Genomic DNA, 17,465 nt, shown 5'->3' with positions numbered 1-17,465 from the left:
TCCGGGGCCGAGAGCCATGGAAGGGACCAAACCGGTGAACAAGAAGCTCGCGGCCGCACTGTCCGGCGGTGCGGTACTCGTACTGGCGCTGTCGGGATGCAGCGAGGAGAAGGACAACAAGGAACTGGACGCCTGGGCCAAGCAGGTCTGCGAGACGGTCCCCGCCCAGCAGGCGAAGATCGTTGCCGCCTATGACGCGCTGGCGAAGGTCGCCAAGAACGGCGCGCCGGAGGATCTCCAGAAGACCGACTCCCAGGCCTTCCAGGATCTGTCCGACGGGTTCAAGGGGCGCGCGACCGCTCTCGAGAGCGCCGGTGCGCCTCCGGGCGTCGAAGGCAGCGCGAAAAAGCACCAGGACGCCGTACAGAAGCTCACGGTCCTGTCCGAGTCCTACGCCGATCTGAAGAAGCAGGTCGACGCGCTCGACACGAAGGACCAGGGCAAGTTCGCCACCGGGCTCGATGACGTCTCGAAGCAGATGAAGGACGTGTCCCAGCAGTACAAGGGCGCGGTCACGGCACTGCAGAGCCTGGAGCAGGGCGACGTCAAGCAGGCCGTGGCCAAGCAGGCCGGCTGCAAGAAGGCCGCCGAGTCCGCGTCGGCCACCGACAGCTGAGCCGGTCACCGCGGGACACAATGGGGGCGTGAGTAACGCCACCCAGTCCCCCCTGCCCTCCGCCGACCACCCGGACGTCGCCGCCAGGCTGCGCGAGGCCCTGCTCGCGGCCTCCTTCACCGCCGACGGCCTCCTCGACCTGCTCGGCGCCCCCGCGTACGCGGCCCTCGCGCGCAGCGAGACCGTGCCCGCGCTGCGCGCGACCCGCGGGGACACGCCGCTGGAGACGCTCGTCCGTCTCTTCCTGCTCCAGCAGCCGGTGCCCTACGCGCGCGTGCAGGACGTGCTGCCCGTGCACGCGTGCGTCGAGACCGGCTGGCTGACCCGCGCGGGCGCGGACGACATCGCCGCCACCGTGGACGTCCGGCCCTTCGGCGGGCCGGACGGCGAGGACTGGTTCATCGTGTCCGACCTGGGCTGCGCCGTCGGCGGGGCCGGCGGTGTCGGCAGCAGCGCCGAGGGCGTCGTCCTGGGCGTCGGCGGGGCGTCCACGACGCTCGCCGGGATCACCGTCCGCACCCCCGTCTCCGCCGCGCTGGACCTCGGCACCGGCTCCGGGATCCAGGCGCTGCACGCCGTCCGACACGCCACGCGCGTGACGGCGACGGACCTCAACCCGCGCGCGCTGCACATCACCGCGCTCACCCTGGCCCTGTCCGGCGCGCCCGCCGCGGATCTGCGCGAGGGCTCGCTGTTCGAACCGGTCCGGGACGACGAGACGTTCGACCTCATCGTGTCCAATCCGCCGTTCGTCATCTCGCCCGGCGCTCGGCTGACGTACCGCGACGGCGGGATGGGCGGGGACGATCTCTGCCGCTCGCTCGTTCAGGGGGCGGGGGAACGGCTGAACGTGGGCGGGTTCGCGCAGTTCCTCGCCAACTGGCAGCACGTCGAGGGGGAGGACTGGCAGGACAGACTCAGGTCCTGGGTGCCGCGCGGTTGTGACGCGTGGATCGTGCAGCGCGAGGTGCAGGACATCACGCAGTACGCCGAGCTGTGGCTCAGGGACGCCGGTGACCATCAGGGCGACCCGGCGGAGTACCGCGCGCGGTACGACGCGTGGCTCGACGAGTTCGAGGCGCGGAAGGTGAAGGCCGTCGGCTTCGGCTGGATCACCCTGCGCCGAACCGCTTCCGACGAGCCCACGATCACCCTGGAGGAGTGGCCGCACCCCGTCGAGCAGCCGCTCGGGGACACGATCAGGGCCCACTTCGAGCGCGTCGACTATCTCCGCGGGCACGACGACGCGGCCCTGCTCGCGGCGCGCTTCCGGCTCGCCGCGGAGGTCGTGCAGGAGCAGGTCGGGCTGCCCGGCGCCGAGGACCCCGAGCACGTGGTGCTGCGCCAGAACCGCGGCATGCGCCGCGCGACCAAGGTGGACACCGTCGGAGCGGGGTTCGCCGGCGTGTGCGACGGCTCGCTGAGCGCGGGCCGAATCCTGGACGCCATCGCTCAGCTCGTCGGCGAGGACCCGGTCCTGCTGCGCGACCGTACGCCCGCGCAGATCCGTTTGCTGGTGGAGCAGGGGTTCCTGGAGCCGGCCTGAGAGCGAAACAGGCCGACGTCCTTCTCTCACCGACCGTTCGCAACGGCACGACGGCGGTAAACCGCCCTCTCGATTGCGAAAAGGCGGTGACAGAAGGACGTGAGGGAAGGATGTGAGAGAAGAACGACACGGGAGAACGGCGTCACGGGAGCGACCGAGATCCGCGTCATCGAATTCGGCGTGTTGCGGGCGCTCACCCCGTTCCGGATGTGGCGCCGCCCGGTTCGCCGGGCGACGAGGGCCGCGCGCGGGCGGTGTGACGCCCATCGCACGTGCCGCTGGTTCCCAAGGACAGCGCCCGCCGGCCGCTCCCGGCCCCGGTACTCGCCGCCGGTGACCCGGCCCCCGCCCGTAGAGCCGGCGTTCACCTCGGGTTCGTCCGGGCGCCGCCCGTGCGTGTCAGTCTCCGGGCGACGGGACACGCGCGGGTGGAGAAAAGGGGCGCGGGCGATCATGGAGAGCGGACCGGCGATCTTCGCCGGAATGGTGTTCGCACTGTTCGGGGGCGGTCTGCTGGCGTGGACCGCGGTGCGCGTGCGGCAACGGCAGCCTGTCGCCCACGGTGTGAGACCTGTCGCATCCGTGACCGTCGCGACGCTCGTCGCGGTCGTCGCGCTGGCTGTCGGCGCGTGGTGCTTCACCCGCCTCTGAATGCTCTCGGGGATCTTGTTCGGACCCTTGTGAGATCTGCGCAAGGGATCGCGGCGGACAATTGACAGCTGGCGCTCCGGTGAGGCCGGAAAGAGCCGGTGGACACGCCGGGCGGCAGGAATGGCGGTAGTCGGGTTACCGTTCGAGTGGCCGTTGCGGGCTTTTCCCGTTTGACACGGGGGCGGGATGTACCGTCACACTCCGCAGCGTCAGCATGACCCGACCCCGGGAGCCAAGGCCTGGGGAGACACCCCAGCGTCGACCGGAGAGAAGAGCGAAGTTGTCCCCGACCAGCGACACCGCACACGGCGGCCGCCGACTCGTCATCGTCGAGTCGCCTGCCAAGGCGAAGACGATCAAGGGCTATCTCGGCCCCGGCTACGTCGTCGAAGCGAGCGTCGGGCACATCCGCGACCTCCCCAACGGCGCCGCCGAGGTGCCCGAGAAGTACACCGGCGAGGTGCGCCGCCTCGGGGTGGACGTCGACAACGACTTCCAGCCCATCTACGTCGTCAATGCCGACAAGAGGGCCCAGGTCAAGAAGCTCAAGGACCTGCTGAAGGACTCCGACGAACTCTTCCTCGCCACCGATGAGGACCGCGAGGGCGAGGCGATCGCCTGGCATCTCCAGGAGGTGCTCAAGCCCAAGGTCCCGGTCAAGCGGATGGTCTTCCACGAGATCACCAAGGCCGCGATCCAGGCCGCCGTCGCCAACCCGCGCGAGCTGAACCAGAAGCTGGTCGACGCCCAGGAGACCCGCCGCATCCTCGACCGCCTCTACGGCTACGAGGTCTCGCCGGTCCTGTGGAAGAAGGTCATGCCGCGCCTGTCGGCCGGCCGTGTCCAGTCGGTCGCCACCCGGCTTGTCGTGGAGCGGGAACGCGAGCGCATCGCTTTCCGTTCTGCTGAGTACTGGGACCTGACGGGCACCTTCGCGACCGGCCGCGCGGGGGACGCGTCGGACCCGTCGTCGCTGGTCGCCCGCCTCCAGACTGTCGACGGCAGGCGGGTCGCGCAGGGCCGCGACTTCGACTCCCTGGGACAGATCAAGAGCGCGAACACCCTCCACCTCGGCGAGGCCGACGCCCGCGCGCTGGCCGCCGCCCTGGACAGCACCCGGTTCTCGGTGCGGTCCGTCGAGTCGAAGCCGTACCGCCGCTCGCCGTACGCCCCGTTCCGTACGACGACGCTTCAGCAGGAGGCCTCGCGCAAGCTCGGCTTCGGTGCGAAGGCGACGATGCAGGTGGCGCAGAAGCTGTACGAGAACGGCTTCATCACCTACATGCGTACGGACTCCACCACCCTGTCGGAGACGGCGATCACCGCCGCCCGCGCCCAGGTCACGCAGCTGTACGGCGCCGACTACCTGCCGGCGCAGCCGCGCACGTACGCCGGGAAGGTCAAGAACGCGCAGGAGGCGCACGAGGCGATCCGCCCCTCGGGTGATCGTTTCCGCACCCCGGCCGAGACCGGCCTGACCGGCGACCAGTTCAGGCTGTACGAGCTGATCTGGAAGCGGACCGTCGCCTCCCAGATGAAGGACGCGACCGGCAACTCGGTCACGGTGAAGATCGGCGGCACGGCGGCCGACGGCCGGGACGTCGAGTTCAGCGCCTCCGGCAAGACGATCACCTTCCACGGTTTCCTGAAGGCCTACGTCGAAGGCGCCGACGACCCGAACGCCGAGCTGGACGACCGCGAACGCCGTCTCCCCCAGGTCGCCGAGGGCGACGCGCTCGGCGCCGAGGAGATCACGGTCGACGGGCACGCCACCAAGCCCCCGGCCCGTTACACCGAGGCCTCCCTGGTCAAGGAGCTGGAAGAGCGCGAGATCGGCCGCCCGTCGACGTACGCGTCGATCATCGGCACGATCCTCGACCGCGGTTACGTCTTCAAGAAGGGCACGGCGCTCGTCCCGTCGTTCCTCTCCTTCGCCGTGGTCAACCTCCTGGAGAAGCACTTCGGGCGGCTCGTCGACTACGACTTCACCGCCAGGATGGAGGACGACCTCGACCGCATCGCCCGCGGTGAGGCGAAGGCCGTGCCGTGGCTGAAGCGGTTCTACTTCGGTGAGGGCGCCGGCACCGGCACCTCCGTCGGCGGAGCGGCCGAGGCGGGCAACGGCGACGGGGACCACCTCGGTGGTCTCAAGGAGCTGGTGACCGACCTGGGCGCGATCGACGCGCGCGAGGTGTCGTCGTTCCCGGTGGGCAACGACATCATGCTGCGTGTGGGCCGCTACGGCCCCTACGTCGAACGCGGCGAGAAGGACTCCGAGAACCACCAGCGCGCGGACGTGCCGGAGGACCTGGCCCCCGACGAGCTGTCCGTCGAGTACGCGGAGGAGCTGCTCGCCAAGCCGAGCGGCGACTTCGAGCTGGGCGCCGATCCGTCGACGGGCCATCAGATCATCGCCCGGGACGGCCGGTACGGCCCGTATGTCACCGAGGTGCTCCCCGAGGGCACCCCGAAGACCGGCAAGAACGCCGTCAAGCCGCGTACGGCCTCGCTGTTCAAGTCGATGTCCCTGGACACGGTCACGCTCGAGGACGCCCTCAAGCTGATGTCGCTGCCGCGCGTCGTCGGCAAGGACGCCGAGGGCGTGGAGATCACCGCGCAGAACGGCCGCTACGGCCCGTACCTGAAGAAGGGCACGGACTCGCGGTCGCTCCAGACGGAGGACCAGCTCTTCACGATCACGCTCGAAGAGGCGCTGGAGATCTACTCCCAGCCCAAGCAGCGCGGCCGGGCCGCGGCCAAGCCGCCGCTGAAGGAGCTGGGCGAGGACCCGGTCAGCCAGAAGCCGGTGGTCGTCAAGGACGGTCGCTTCGGGCCGTACGTCACCGACGGGGAGACGAACGCGACGCTGCGCTCCGACGACAGTGTCGAGGACATCACCCCGGAGCGCGGCTACGAGCTGCTCGCCGAGAAGCGGGCGAAGTCGCCCGCCAAGAAGACGGCGAAGAAGGCACCTGCGAAGAAGGCGACGGCGAAGAAGGCCGCGCCGGCCAAGAAGACGGCTGCCAAGAAGACCACCGCGAAGACGACCACGGCGGCGAAGAAGACCACTGCGAAGAAGGCGACCGCTTCGAAGTCGGCCGCTTCGGAAGCGGCTTCCGAGGGCTGAGCCGCCTCGCGGTTCCCCGGCACCGGATCACAAAACGCACGCCCCGGCATCACTTTGGTGTCGGGGCGTGCGTACGTATGGACGGGCCCTCCGGGCTGTCAGTCGCTGCCGATAGGCTGAAAGCATGACGCGAGCCGAGCAGCCAACGGCCCACCACCCGGCCCCGGACGACGCCCTGGTGGTGGACTCCCGCGAGCGCGCCGTGCGCGCCCTGTTGCGTGAGCCGCAGCTGAGGCGCCTGTGGAGCGCACAGTTGGTGAGCGGCGTCGGCGACGCCCTCGCCCTCCTGGTGCTGGTCCTCCTCGCCCTCCAGGCGGCCATCGCCGAGGGCTCCTTCGGAGGCGGCTACCGGGGCGTGGCGTTCGCGGTCGCGATCGTCTTCGCGGTCCGGGTGCTCGCCACCGTGCTCTTCGGCGCCGTCCTCCTCGGCCCGCTGACCTCCCTGACCTCGCCGGACGGCCCGCTGGACCGCCGCTGGACCATGGTCGGCGCGGACGGTGTGCGGGCCGCCCTGCTGCTCGTCGCGCCCCTGTGGATCGACTGGATGCCCGACGACGCCCTGGCGCTGCTGCTGGTCACCGTCTTCGTGACCGGCGTCGCCGAGCGGTTCTGGACGGTCGCCCGCGAGAGCGCCGCCCCCGCGCTGCTGCCCGCCCCGCCCCTGGAGGGCGCGACGGTACGGCCGCTGCCCGACCACCTGGACGCCCTGCGCCGCCTGTCCCTGCGGACGAACTTCCTCGCGATTCCGCTGGCGGCCGCCACCCTGGTCGCCGCGGCCCTGTTCAACAACCTTCTGGGCGCCGGCATCGACTGGTTCGGCCAGCACCAGGCGGCCCTCGCCTCGTACGTGGCGGGCGGGCTGTTCGCCGGCTCCCTGTCCGTCGTGGTCTTCCTGGACCTGCCCGGCACCCGCACTCCGCGCGCGCGGTCCCCGCTCGAAGGCCTGCGTCGTCCGCGGACGGCCACCGGTGTCGACGGCGGCCGCACGGGCGCCGTCCCGGTGCTCGTCCTCGCCTGCGCGGCCGTGGCCGGGGCGATCGCCGCCGCCGTCGCCGTGGCGGTGCTGCACGCCAAGGACCTGGGCGGCGGCCCGGTGACGTACGGCCTGCTGGTGCTCGCGCTGACCGGCGGAGTCGCCGTCGGCATCCGTACGGCACCGAAGGTGCTGGTGACGCTGTCGCGGCGCCGGCTGCTCGCGCTGGCGATCGCCTTCACCGGCGTGGCCCTGCTCGCGGCGGGTCTGGTCCCGGACGTCACCACCGTGCTGCTGATCACGGCCCTGGCCGGCGTCGGCGCGGGCATCGCCGCCAACACCGGGCACGCGCTGCTCGACCAGGAGACCGAGGACCAGCGCCGCACGCGCGTGACGGAACACCTGCACGCGGTCGTACGGGTCCTGGTGGCGCTCGGCGCCCTGATCGCCCCACTGGTGGCGGCGCTCATCGGGCCGCACCGGCTGGAGAACGGCAAGTTCGTCTTCGCCCACGGTGGAGCGGCGTTCACGCTGATGCTGGTCGGCGCGCTGCTGCTGCCGGTGGCCGCGCTGGTGCTCGCCAAGGTCGACGACCGCTCCGGCGTCCCCCTGCGCAACGACCTGCGGGACGCGCTGCTCGGTGGCGACGACCCGGAGCAGGCGCCGCTGTCGACCGGGTTCTTCATCGCCCTGGAGGGCGGCGACGGCGCGGGGAAGTCCACGCAGGCCGAGGCGCTCGCCGAGTGGATCAGGGCCAAGGGCCACGAGGTCGTCCTCACGCGCGAGCCGGGGGCCACGCCCGTGGGCAAGCGGCTGCGGTCCATCCTGCTCGACGTCTCCAGCGCCGGTCTGTCGCACCGCGCCGAGGCACTGCTGTACGCCGCGGACCGCGCGGAGCACGTCGACACCGTCGTGCGGCCCGCCCTGGAGCGCGGCGCGGTGGTCATCACCGACCGGTACATCGACTCGTCCGTGGCCTACCAGGGTGCCGGCCGGGACCTCTCCCCGACCGAGGTCGCGAGGATCTCGCGCTGGGCGACGAACGGGCTCGTGCCGCATCTGACGATCCTGCTGGATGTCTCCCCGGAGACCGCCCGTGAGCGCTTCACCGAGGCGCCGGACCGCCTGGAGTCGGAGCCGGCCGAGTTCCACACGCGGGTGCGCTCCGGCTTCCTCACGCTGGCCGCCGCCGACCCCGGCCGCTACCTCGTCGTCGACGCCGGCCAGGAGCCGGAGGCCGTGACCACCGTGGTCCGGCACCGGCTCGACCGGATGCTGCCGCTCTCAGAGGCCGAGATCAAGGCCCAGGAGGAGGCACGGAGGAAGGCCGAGGAGGAGGCCCGCCGCAAGGCTGAGGAGGAGGCCGCCCGCAAGGCCGAGGAGGAGCGCCTGGAGCGGGAGCGCCAGGAGCAGCTCGCCAAGCTGCGCGCCGAGGAGGAGGAGCGCAAGCGCCGCGAGCTGGAGGAGGCGCAGCGCCGCGAGGCCGAGCGGCAGGCTGAGGAGGCCCGGCAGCGCGCCGAGGAGGCACGCAGGCGTGCGGAGGAGGAGCGGGTGCGGCTCCTCGCCGAGGAGAAGGCCCGCGCCGAGGAGGAGGCCCGCCGCAAGGCGGAGGAGGAGCGGCGCCGCAAGCAGGCCGAGGAAGAGGCCCGGCTGCGCGCCGAGGCCGAGGCGCGGCGCCTGGAGAAGCAGCGCAAGGCCGAGGAGGCGCTCCTGCGGGCCGAGGAGGCGCGGCGCGCCGCGGAGCAGGCCGCCGCCGCGGCCCAGGCCCGGCTGCGGCCGGCCCCGCCCGCGGCGCCCTCGGTCGCCCCCGAGGCGGTGACCGTGCCGACCCCGGTGGTGACGCCGACGAACGCGTCGGGCGGGCCGATCGAGGACACGGCCGTACTGCCTCCCGTGCGGATGGACAAGGAACCGGTCGAGGACGCGGCGGATGCTGCCGCGGCGCCGGCCGCCGGGGAGTCCGCGGCGCGGGGATCGGACAACGAGGTGACGGCCGAGCTGCCGCAGCCGCCGGCGCCTGCCGGGGCCGCGGACGAGACGGCCGTACTGCCGCCAGTGCGCGGGGCGAGCCCCGAGGAGGAGACGGCCGTACTGCCGTCCGTGTCCGAGGAGCATCCGGGCGACCGGGTGCCGCCGGGGTACTTCCGCGACGAGCGCGCGGCGGGGCCGGACGGGACCGAGGACCGGACGCGGGAACTGCCCCAGGTCGACGAGTCGGGCGCGCCCCGTCAGCGGCCTCGCTCCGACTGGGCCGAGGAGACCCCGCTGGACGACCTGCCGTCGCTGGCGGACGAGCTTCTGGGCCCGCACCGGGACGACGACGACCGCGACGAGGGCCGCGGGCGGGGCCGGCGGCGCTGACGTCCGTGACCGCCGCGCCGGGTTGTCAGTGGCTGCCCGCACAATGGAACCGGCAAGGCGCAGGGTGATCCGCACCGCGGACCGACCGGCGGTGCGGACGTGTATGTGACGGAAGGGCGGCGTGACCCATGACCGTGTGGGACGACCTCGTCGGGCAGGAGAAGGTGAGCGATCAGCTCGCCGCCGCCGCCCGGGACGCCGACGCGCTCGTCACCGCGACCACGGCCGGGACCGCGCCGCCCGAGGCGTCGAGCATGACGCACGCCTGGCTGTTCACGGGGCCGCCCGGCGCGGGCCGGATCCAGACGGCCAGGGCCTTCGCCGCCGCGCTCCAGTGCGTGAGCCCGGACCGGGCGCTCGGCGGGATCCCGGGCTGCGGCTTCTGCGACGGCTGCCACACGGCCCTCGTCGGCACCCACGCCGATGTGTCCACGGTCGCCGCCGTGGGCGCGGAGATCCTCGTCAAGGACATGCGGGACACGGTCCGCAAGTCGTACACCTCCCCGGCGACCGGACGCTGGCAGATCATCCTCGTCGAGGACGCCGAGCGGCTGAACGAGAAGTCGGCCAACGCCGTCCTCAAGGCCGTCGAAGAGCCGGCCCCGCGTACGGTCTGGCTCCTGTGCGCGCCCTCCATCGAGGACGTCCTGCCCACGATCCGCTCCCGCTGCCGGCATCTGAACCTGCGCACACCCTCCGTGGACGCGGTCGCCGACATGCTCGTACGGCGCGAGGGCGTCGAGCCGGCCGTCGCCGCGTCCGCCGCACGCGCCACCCAGGGGCACGTCGACCGGGCCCGCCGGCTCGCCACCGACCCGGCGGCCCGGGAGCGCCGCGCCGCCGTGCTGAAGCTGCCACTGCGCGTCGAGGACGTCGGCGGCTGCCTCAAGGCGGCGCAGGAACTCGTCGACGCCGCCGCCGAGGACGCCAAACAGCTCGCCGAGGAGCGGGACACCAAGGAGACCGACGAGCTGAAGGCGGCGATGGGTGCGGTGCAGGGCGGCCGCATGCCGCGCGGCACGGCGGGCGTGATGAAGGACCTGGAGGACATGCAGAAGCGGCGGCGCACGAGGACGCAGCGCGACAGCCTCGACGTCGCGCTCGCCGACCTCACCGCCTTCTACCGCGACGTCCTCGCCCTCCAGCTCGGCTCCCGCATCGCCCTCGCCAACGTGGACGCCGAGGACGCCCTGGAGCGGCTGGCTCGTGCCAGCACCCCCGAGTCCACCCTGCGCCGTATCGAGGCGATCGCCGCGTGCGGGGAGGCCCTCGACCGGAATGTGACTCCGCTGCTGGCGGTGGAGGCGATGACGATGGCGCTGAGAGCGGGCTGAGAGTCCGTCCGGTGGGCGGCCGCCGGGACCGAGCGGATTGACCGGGTCACTCGTCCGTGGCAGTTGGCGTACGCACCGCATTCAGCTCGTTGCCCACAGTTACGCTCGCTGGATGCACACCAGGCGCTCCTCCCACAGGTTCCGTACCGGCGTCACGCTCCTCTCCTTCGCCGCCCTGCTCGTCTCGGCCTGCTCCTCCGGGAGTTCGACGAGTTCCGCCAGCCCCGCGGCGGCCGGAGCGGCACTGGCCGCGCTGCCGCAGGCCACGCCGTCCGCGCTCGCGCCGTACTACGGGCAGAAGCTGAGCTGGCGCGACTGCGGCGTCCCCGGGTTCCAGTGCGCCACGATGAAGGCGCCGCTCGACTACGCCCGCCCCGGCACGGACGACGTCCGGCTCGCCGTCGCCCGCAAGAAGGCGACCGGCCCCGGCAAGCGGATCGGCTCGCTGCTGGTGAACCCGGGCGGACCGGGCGGCTCGGCGGTCGGCTACCTCCAGCAGTACGCCGGCATCGGCTACCCCGCACAGGTCCGCGCCCGTTACGACATGGTCGCCGTCGACCCTCGCGGGGTGGCCCGCAGCGAGCCCGTGGAGTGCCTCGACGGGCGTGAGATGGACGCGTACACGCAGACCGACGTCACCCCCGACGACCAGCGCGAGACCGACGAACTGGTCGACGCCTACAAGGAGTTCGCGGAGGGCTGTGGCGCACGGTCGCCCAAGCTGCTGCGGCACGTCTCCACCGTCGAGGCGGCCCGCGACATGGACATCCTGCGCGCGGCCCTCGGGGACCGGAAACTGACGTACGTGGGGGCGTCGTACGGGACGTTCCTCGGCGCGACGTACGCGGGGCTGTTCCCGGAGCGGGCCGGGCGGCTCGTGCTGGACGGCGCGATGGACCCGTCGCTGCCCTCCCGCCGGATGAACCTGGACCAGACGGCGGGCTTCGAGACGGCGTTCCAGTCGTTCGCGAAGGACTGCGTGCGGCAGCCGGACTGCCCGCTCGGCACGAAGGCGGCGCAGGTCGGAAAGAACCTCAAGGCGTTCTTCGACCGGCTCGACGCCCGCCCCCTGCCCACCGGCGACGCGGACGGCCGCAGGCTCACCGAGTCCCTCGCCACCACCGGCGTCATCGCGGCGATGTACGACGAGAGCGCCTGGCAACAGCTGCGCGAGGCGCTGACCTCGGCGATGCGCGAGAACGACGGCGCCGGACTGCTCGTCCTCTCCGACAGCTACTACGAGCGGGACGCCGAGGGCGGCTACGCCAACCTGATGTTCGCCAACTCGGCCGTGAACTGCCTCGACCTGCCGGCCGCGTTCAACGGCCCCGACGAGGTGCGCGGGGCGCTGCCCGACTTCGAGAAGGCGTCCCCCGTCTTCGGCGAGGGTCTCGCCTGGGCCTCCCTGAACTGCGCGTACTGGCCGGTCGCGCCCACCGGTGAACCGCACCGCATCGAGGCGAAGGGCGCGGCCCCGATCGTCGTCGTCGGCACCACCCGCGACCCCGCGACCCCCTACCGCTGGGCCCAGTCCCTGGCCCGCCAGCTCTCCTCGGCCCGCCTCCTGACCTACCGCGGCGACGGCCACACCGCCTACGGCCGCGGCAGCTCCTGCATCGACTCCGCGATCAACGCCTACCTCGTCCGCGGCACCCCTCCGACGGACGGAAAGCGCTGCTCATAGGTCTGCGGTCACTCCGCGGCCAGTCCGAGGCCACCCCGGAGCGACGGCCTCCGGGGGCGGTTCGGAGCACTCCCGGAAACTGTGTAGACTTACCCGCGTTGCTGACCGCACCATGGTGCGCACAGCGCGCCGCCTTAGCTCAGATGGCCAGAGCAACGCACTCGTAATGCGTAGGTCTCGGGTTCGAATCCCGAAGGCGGCTCTGTGAAAGCCCCAGGACTCACTCGCCGTGACCTGGGGCTTTCGCTTTTCTTCGGCGCGTGGGCGGAGCGGCCCTGGACGCCCGTGGGCTGGTGGCGGGGCGGGTCGGGGCGGGCGGGCGTGGCGTTCTTCGCGGGCGGGCAGCCGAGTGCCGTCAGCGCGGTGCACGTAACCTCTCGTCTCGCATTCTGAACGCGGACGGTGCTCCGTGAGATGCGGACGGCCTCGGTGCCAATTCGGAGTTGCAATGGAGCGCCGAGTTGAAATCTTTGCGGCGGCACTCTTCCGCGCCCAGGCCGCCGAAGGACGTCACCTTCCTCGGCTCCCGCGGCCGGCTGACCAAGGACACCTCGTACGGGAAGGCCGCGACCCCGCCGTCCGGCTCGGCCGAGCCGGCACCCGTCGTCGGCGACAGGGCCGGGCAGCCGCCGGCCGCCGCGGAGGCGGTCGGCAACCGACCGTCGGGGGGTGGGTCAGAGATTGACGCCGAAGTCGGTGGCGATGCCGGCCAGGCCGGAGGCGTAACCCTGGCCGACGGCACGGAACTTCCAGTCCGTGCCGTTCCGGTACAGCTCGCCGAAGACCATCGCGGTCTCCGTCGAGGCGTCTTCGGAGAGGTCGTAGCGGGCGATCTCGGCGCCGCCCGCCTGGTTGACGACGCGGATGAAGGCGTTGCGCACCTGGCCGAAGCTCTGGCCGCGGTTCTCGGCGTCGTGGATCGAGACCGGGAAGACGATCCTGTCGATCTCGGCGGGCACGGCGGCGAGGTTCACCTTCACGCTCTCGTCGTCGCCCTCGCCCTCGCCGGTCAGGTTGTCGCCGGTGTGCTCGACGGAACCGTCCGGGCTCTTGAGGTTGTTGTAGAAGATGAAGTGCTGGTCGGAGGCGACCTTGCCGGACGCGTCCAACAGCAGTGCGGAGGCGTCCAGGTCGTAGTCGGTACCCGTCGTGGTCCGTACGTCCCAGCCGAGTCCGATCAGGACCGCGGTCAGACCCGGGGCCTCCTTGTTGAGCGAGACGTTGCCGCCTTTGGACAGAGAAACTCCCACGCTGCTCTCCTCCTCGGAAACCGCCCTCGGATCCATGAGACGTGAACCCGAAAAAACTCTACAACAGTGTAGAAATTACCGGGAGGGTGGCGACGGCGCCGGGACCGTCAGCGGGCGACGGTGAACTCGGACGTGCGGGGCGCGAACTCCGTGTCGCCGTCCTTGGCCGTCGCCAGGGTCGAGATGTGCCAGCTGCCTTCCGCCAGTTCGGCTGCCTCCGCCTTAGTGATCTTCAGCGTGTAGGTGCAGCGGGACGTGTCGTCCGAGGTGCTTCGGCAGGTCGCGCTCTCCACGGACCCCATCTCCGTCTCGGTCGGATCCAGGCTCGAACCAGTCGGCCAGGCAAGGACTTTCAGGCCGCGGACGCCGGAGTCGTCGCTGACGTCCGCGGTGAAGGTGAGGGAGCCGGTCAGGCCGGCGGACGGTGGGACGTAGCGGGCCGAGGCGTTGTCGACGGTCAGCTTCCTGGCCGTCTCCGTCGAGGCCAGGGCCAGACCGCCGGCGGCGACTCCGCCGAGGGCCACGACGCCGACGATCGACGACACGAGAACGCGCTTGGACATGGGAGATCCCCCTGAAGTGGGTGGTGAAAGGGAAGGAAGGGAAGACGATCGGGGTGCTCGGACGAGCCGGCCGCCGATCCCTTCCTCGATGTGATCGAGCCTAGGGGCGCCCGGTCCCGTGGTCCTCGCGCTGCGGGATGACCGTCCTCCCGAACCGGAGGTAGAGAGCGACTCCGCGCCGCCCCCCTCCCTCTGCATCCCAGGTAAGAGAACGAAATCCGCCTCCAGCCGGAGAGGGCCGTTCACCTGCGGCCATAGCCTGGATTCGTCATGAACCGAACCGATGACCGGCTGCTCCCGGTCCTGCTGATCTGCGTCCAGGCCGTGGTGTGGCCCGGGGCGGAGCTGGTGCGTGGGGCCGTACCGCCCGCGTCCGCCCTGCTGGTGGCCGCGCTGGTCGCCGGGCCGGTCACAGCCGCTCTCGCGCTCCGCCGTGCCCGGCCAGTGGTGGCTCTCATGCTGGTTGCCGCCGCCTGTGCGCTGGGCGCCGGGCCGTTGCCCGTCGGCGCGATGGCGGTCCTCGGGACCGCGGGGGTCGCGCTGGCCCTGTTCACGGTGGCGACCGAACGCGACACCTTCACCGCCGTGCTGTGCGTCGTCGCGCTCGCCGCCTGGCAGCTTCTCCAGAACATCAGCCTGCACGGGCTCAGCGACCGCGACGGGCTCGACCTCGTCCTGACCGCCCTGCTGTACGCCGCCGCGTGCGGCACCGGTCTGCTGGTGCGGCGCACCCGTCGGGCACGGGGGACGGCCGAGCGGGTGCTGCGGCGCGCCGAGGCCGAGCGTCACCGGCTGCCGGCGGCAGAACGGCGTCGGATGGAACGGGAGTTGCACGACGTCAGCGCCCACCATCTGACGGCCGTGGTGGTCACGGCGGGCGCGGCGCTGGGGCTGCGCGACCGCCGTCCCGAACTCGCCGAGGGCGCGCTGGAGTTCGCGGCCGAGACCGGGCGCGAGGTGACCCGCGCGCTGGGCGCGGTGCGGGCGCCGGCTCCCTCGCGGGAGGAACTTCCCTCTCCCGAGGAGCGGTTGCGAGGCCTCGTCGCCGGGTTCCGCCGGCTGGACCAGCGGGTGGAGTGCGAGATCGATCCGCTGCCGGACGGTGCCGTGGCGGACGCGGCGTACGGCATCGTGCGCGAGGCGCTCACCAACGTCGCCCGGCACGCCCCCGGTGCCGCCACGACGGTGCGGTGCCGTTACGGCGACACCCGCACCGAGGTGGTGGTGACGAGCGCGGCACCGCCGGCCGGTGCCGCGGCGCACGGCGCGGGTCTCGGCTCGGGACGTGGCCAGGGCTTCCTGCGGTCCCGGGCACGGGAGGCCGGCGGCACGCTGACCAGCGGTCCGACGCCCGAGGGCGGCTGGGAGGTGCGGGCGGTCCTGCCGGGGCGTTCCGCCGCGCCGGTGGAGGCGTCCGTGCCGCGCAGCTACCGTCTCGCCCAGGTGACGGCCGCGGTCGGGCTGTGCCTGCAACCGCTGCTGCCGGTGCTGGTCGTCCGGTCGGAGGCCACGTCGAGCGGGTCGCAGGTGTCGGCCGGCGTGCTGTTCGCGCTGCTGGCCGCGGCGCAGGCCGTCGCGCTGCTGTGGCTGCGGCGGGCGCCGCGCGCCGCCCAGGGCGTACTGCTCGGTCTGGCCCCGCTGTGGCCGGTGGCGATGGCGGTGGGGGAGTACACCGGTCCCGTCGTCCTGCCGCTGGCGCTGAGCATGCTCGCCACGTGCGTGGCGCTCGCCGCGGACGCGGCCGTGCTCACTCGCGACCAGCGCGCGCGGCGTCCCCCGGGCATGCCCTCGGCCGCCGTCGCCGTACACGCCGTCGCCGTGAGTGCCGCCGTCCTGGACCGTGGCACGGACCTCCCCGACTGGGCGGTCCCCGTGGGCGCGACGGCCGCGGTGGCGCTGGTGGTGGGCGCGGCCCGCTGGGCGGGAGCCGTGCGGGGGCGGCGGGACCTGGCCGCGCGTGGGGTGCGGGAGGAACGTCTCGCCGCCTGGACCGAGGCGGCCGTACGGGACGCGTGGGCCGAGCGGCGCCGGATCGCCGCCGGTCTGGAGACCACGGTGCTGGCGCGCGCCGCCGACATGGTCGCGGAGGCGGAGGCGGGCCGGCTCGACACGGCCGCCGATCGGGCCCGCGAGGCCCTGGCAGCGATGCGCGCGCTGCTCGACACGGTCCGGGAGGGGGAGCCGGGGCCGACCGGGCCCGAACTGCGCCCGCAGCCCACCCTCCAGGCCCTCGACCTGCTCGCCCAGCAGTGCCGGGCCACCGGCCGCGAGGTGGAGATACGGCTCTCCGACCGGGTACCCGAACGGCTGCCGACGGCCGTGGACCTGGCCGCCTATCACGCCGCCGAGACGATGCTCGCCGTCGGCGGAGAGGAGCCCGCGGTGCTCGAACTCGACGTCGACGGCGACACGTTGACCCTCACGACCACCGGGGTGCCCCGCGCCGGCCGTCCCGCCGTACGGCAGCGGCTGGCGGCGCGGGTCGCGGCACTGGGCGGCACCCTGACCGCGGCGGAACCGGGCGCGGTACGTCTGCGGTTGCCCCTCACGGGGGCGTCGGTTCCGGACCCGGTTCCGGACCCGGTTCCGGACCCGGTTCCGGACCCGGTTCCGGACCCGATGCCGGACCCGGTTCCCGAGCGCGGCGGCGACGAGGAGGGGGAGCGGTGAGCCTCAGGGTGCTGGTCGTCGACGACCAGGGCGTCGTGCGGGCCGGGTTCGCCGCCGTCATCGACGCCGAGGAGGACATGACGGTCGTCGGCGAGGCCGGTGACGGCGCCGGGGCGGTGCGGCTCGCCGCGGAACTGACGCCCGACGTGGTCGTCATGGACGTACGGATGCCGGACCTGGACGGCATCGCCGCCACCCGGATCATCACCGGCCGGGAGAACGCGCCCCGGGTGCTGGTGCTGACCACCTTCGACCTCGACGCCTACGTGTTCGACGCGCTGCGTGCCGGCGCCTCCGGCCTCCTGTTCAAGGACGTGCGCTCCACCGAACTCCTGTGCGGGATACGGGTGGTGGCCGCCGGCGACAGCGTGCTCACCCCGTCCGCGACCCGCCGCCTCATCGGCCACTACGCGTCCGGTGCGGGCCCCGGGTTCCGGGCAGGGAGCGGCCCCCGCGAGCCGGACAGCCTGACCGGCCGCGAACGGTACGTCCTCACCCTGGTCGCCTCCGGGCTCGACGACGCGGAGATCGCCGGGCAGCTCGGCACCACCGTCGGCACCGTGACGTCCCACGTCAACGCGCTGCTCCGCACACTCGGGCTGCGCGACCGGGTCCAGGCGACGATCCTCGCCTACGACCTCGGACTCGCCCGCCCGAACCTGCCCGGCACCCACATCTGACCGACCACCC

11 protein-coding genes and 1 tRNA gene are annotated in these 17,465 nt (G+C 72.7%); 10 read left to right on the top strand and 2 right to left on the bottom strand.

Going from position 1 to position 17,465, the window contains the following annotated elements:
• Window positions 1-16 precede the first annotated feature (16 nt).
• From ACFWJX_RS24045 to ACFWJX_RS24010, 8 genes are all read left to right on the top strand, one after another.
• Window positions 17-616 (top strand): small secreted protein, encoded by a 600-nt coding sequence (locus ACFWJX_RS24045; RefSeq protein WP_383246686.1) that lies wholly within the window; start codon window positions 17-19, stop codon window positions 614-616.
• 28 nt (window positions 617-644) lie between these two features.
• Window positions 645-2,162: a methyltransferase gene (locus ACFWJX_RS24040; RefSeq protein WP_383246683.1), complete on the top strand. Its 1,518-nt coding sequence runs from the start codon at window positions 645-647 to the stop codon at window positions 2,160-2,162.
• Window positions 2,163-2,615: 453 nt separating this feature from the next.
• The gene (locus ACFWJX_RS24035; protein WP_383246680.1) at window positions 2,616-2,813 is read left to right on the top strand and encodes a hypothetical protein; all 198 of its coding nucleotides are present in this window, start codon (window positions 2,616-2,618) and stop codon (window positions 2,811-2,813) included.
• 280 nt (window positions 2,814-3,093) lie between these two features.
• Window positions 3,094-5,940 carry a type I DNA topoisomerase gene (gene topA, locus ACFWJX_RS24030; protein ID WP_383246677.1) on the top strand — a complete coding sequence of 949 codons (2,847 nt, stop codon included), beginning with the start codon at window positions 3,094-3,096 and terminating at the stop codon, window positions 5,938-5,940.
• 124 nt (window positions 5,941-6,064) lie between these two features.
• Window positions 6,065-9,274 carry a dTMP kinase gene (gene tmk / locus ACFWJX_RS24025; RefSeq protein WP_383246674.1) on the top strand — a complete coding sequence of 1,070 codons (3,210 nt, stop codon included), beginning with the start codon at window positions 6,065-6,067 and terminating at the stop codon, window positions 9,272-9,274.
• A gap of 128 nt (window positions 9,275-9,402) precedes the next feature.
• Window positions 9,403-10,608 (top strand): DNA polymerase III subunit delta', encoded by a 1,206-nt coding sequence (locus tag ACFWJX_RS24020; RefSeq protein ID WP_383246671.1) that lies wholly within the window; start codon window positions 9,403-9,405, stop codon window positions 10,606-10,608.
• Window positions 10,609-10,720: 112 nt separating this feature from the next.
• A complete protein-coding gene (locus ACFWJX_RS24015) occupies window positions 10,721-12,292 on the top strand; it encodes an alpha/beta hydrolase (protein ID WP_383246668.1) in 1,572 nt (523 codons plus the stop codon).
• Window positions 12,293-12,420: 128 nt separating this feature from the next.
• Window positions 12,421-12,494, top strand: a tRNA-Thr gene (locus ACFWJX_RS24010).
• Between the two features lie 472 nt (window positions 12,495-12,966).
• Here ACFWJX_RS24010 and ACFWJX_RS24005 read toward each other — a convergent pair.
• Entirely contained in the window at window positions 12,967-13,542 is a 576-nt protein-coding gene (locus ACFWJX_RS24005; protein ID WP_383246664.1) for a TerD family protein, read from the bottom strand.
• 107 nt (window positions 13,543-13,649) lie between these two features.
• Window positions 13,650-14,105: a DUF5707 domain-containing protein gene (locus ACFWJX_RS24000; protein WP_383246661.1), complete on the bottom strand. Its 456-nt coding sequence runs from the start codon at window positions 14,103-14,105 to the stop codon at window positions 13,650-13,652.
• Window positions 14,106-14,375: 270 nt separating this feature from the next.
• Between ACFWJX_RS24000 and ACFWJX_RS23995 the strand changes: the two genes are divergently transcribed.
• Both ACFWJX_RS23995 and ACFWJX_RS23990 read left to right on the top strand, forming a co-directional pair.
• Window positions 14,376-16,775: a histidine kinase gene (locus ACFWJX_RS23995; protein ID WP_383246658.1), complete on the top strand. Its 2,400-nt coding sequence runs from the start codon at window positions 14,376-14,378 to the stop codon at window positions 16,773-16,775.
• A complete protein-coding gene (locus ACFWJX_RS23990) occupies window positions 16,772-17,455 on the top strand; it encodes a response regulator (protein ID WP_383246656.1) in 684 nt (227 codons plus the stop codon). The genes ACFWJX_RS23995 and ACFWJX_RS23990 overlap by 4 nt, the downstream gene beginning before the upstream one ends.
• Window positions 17,456-17,465: the final 10 nt, after the last annotated feature.

Source organism: Streptomyces sp. NPDC058335, assembly GCF_042723915.1.
GTDB lineage: Bacteria > Actinomycetota > Actinomycetes > Streptomycetales > Streptomycetaceae > Streptomyces.
Note: the sequence above shows the minus strand (reverse complement) of the source record. Positions and strands in the feature narration are given on the sequence as shown.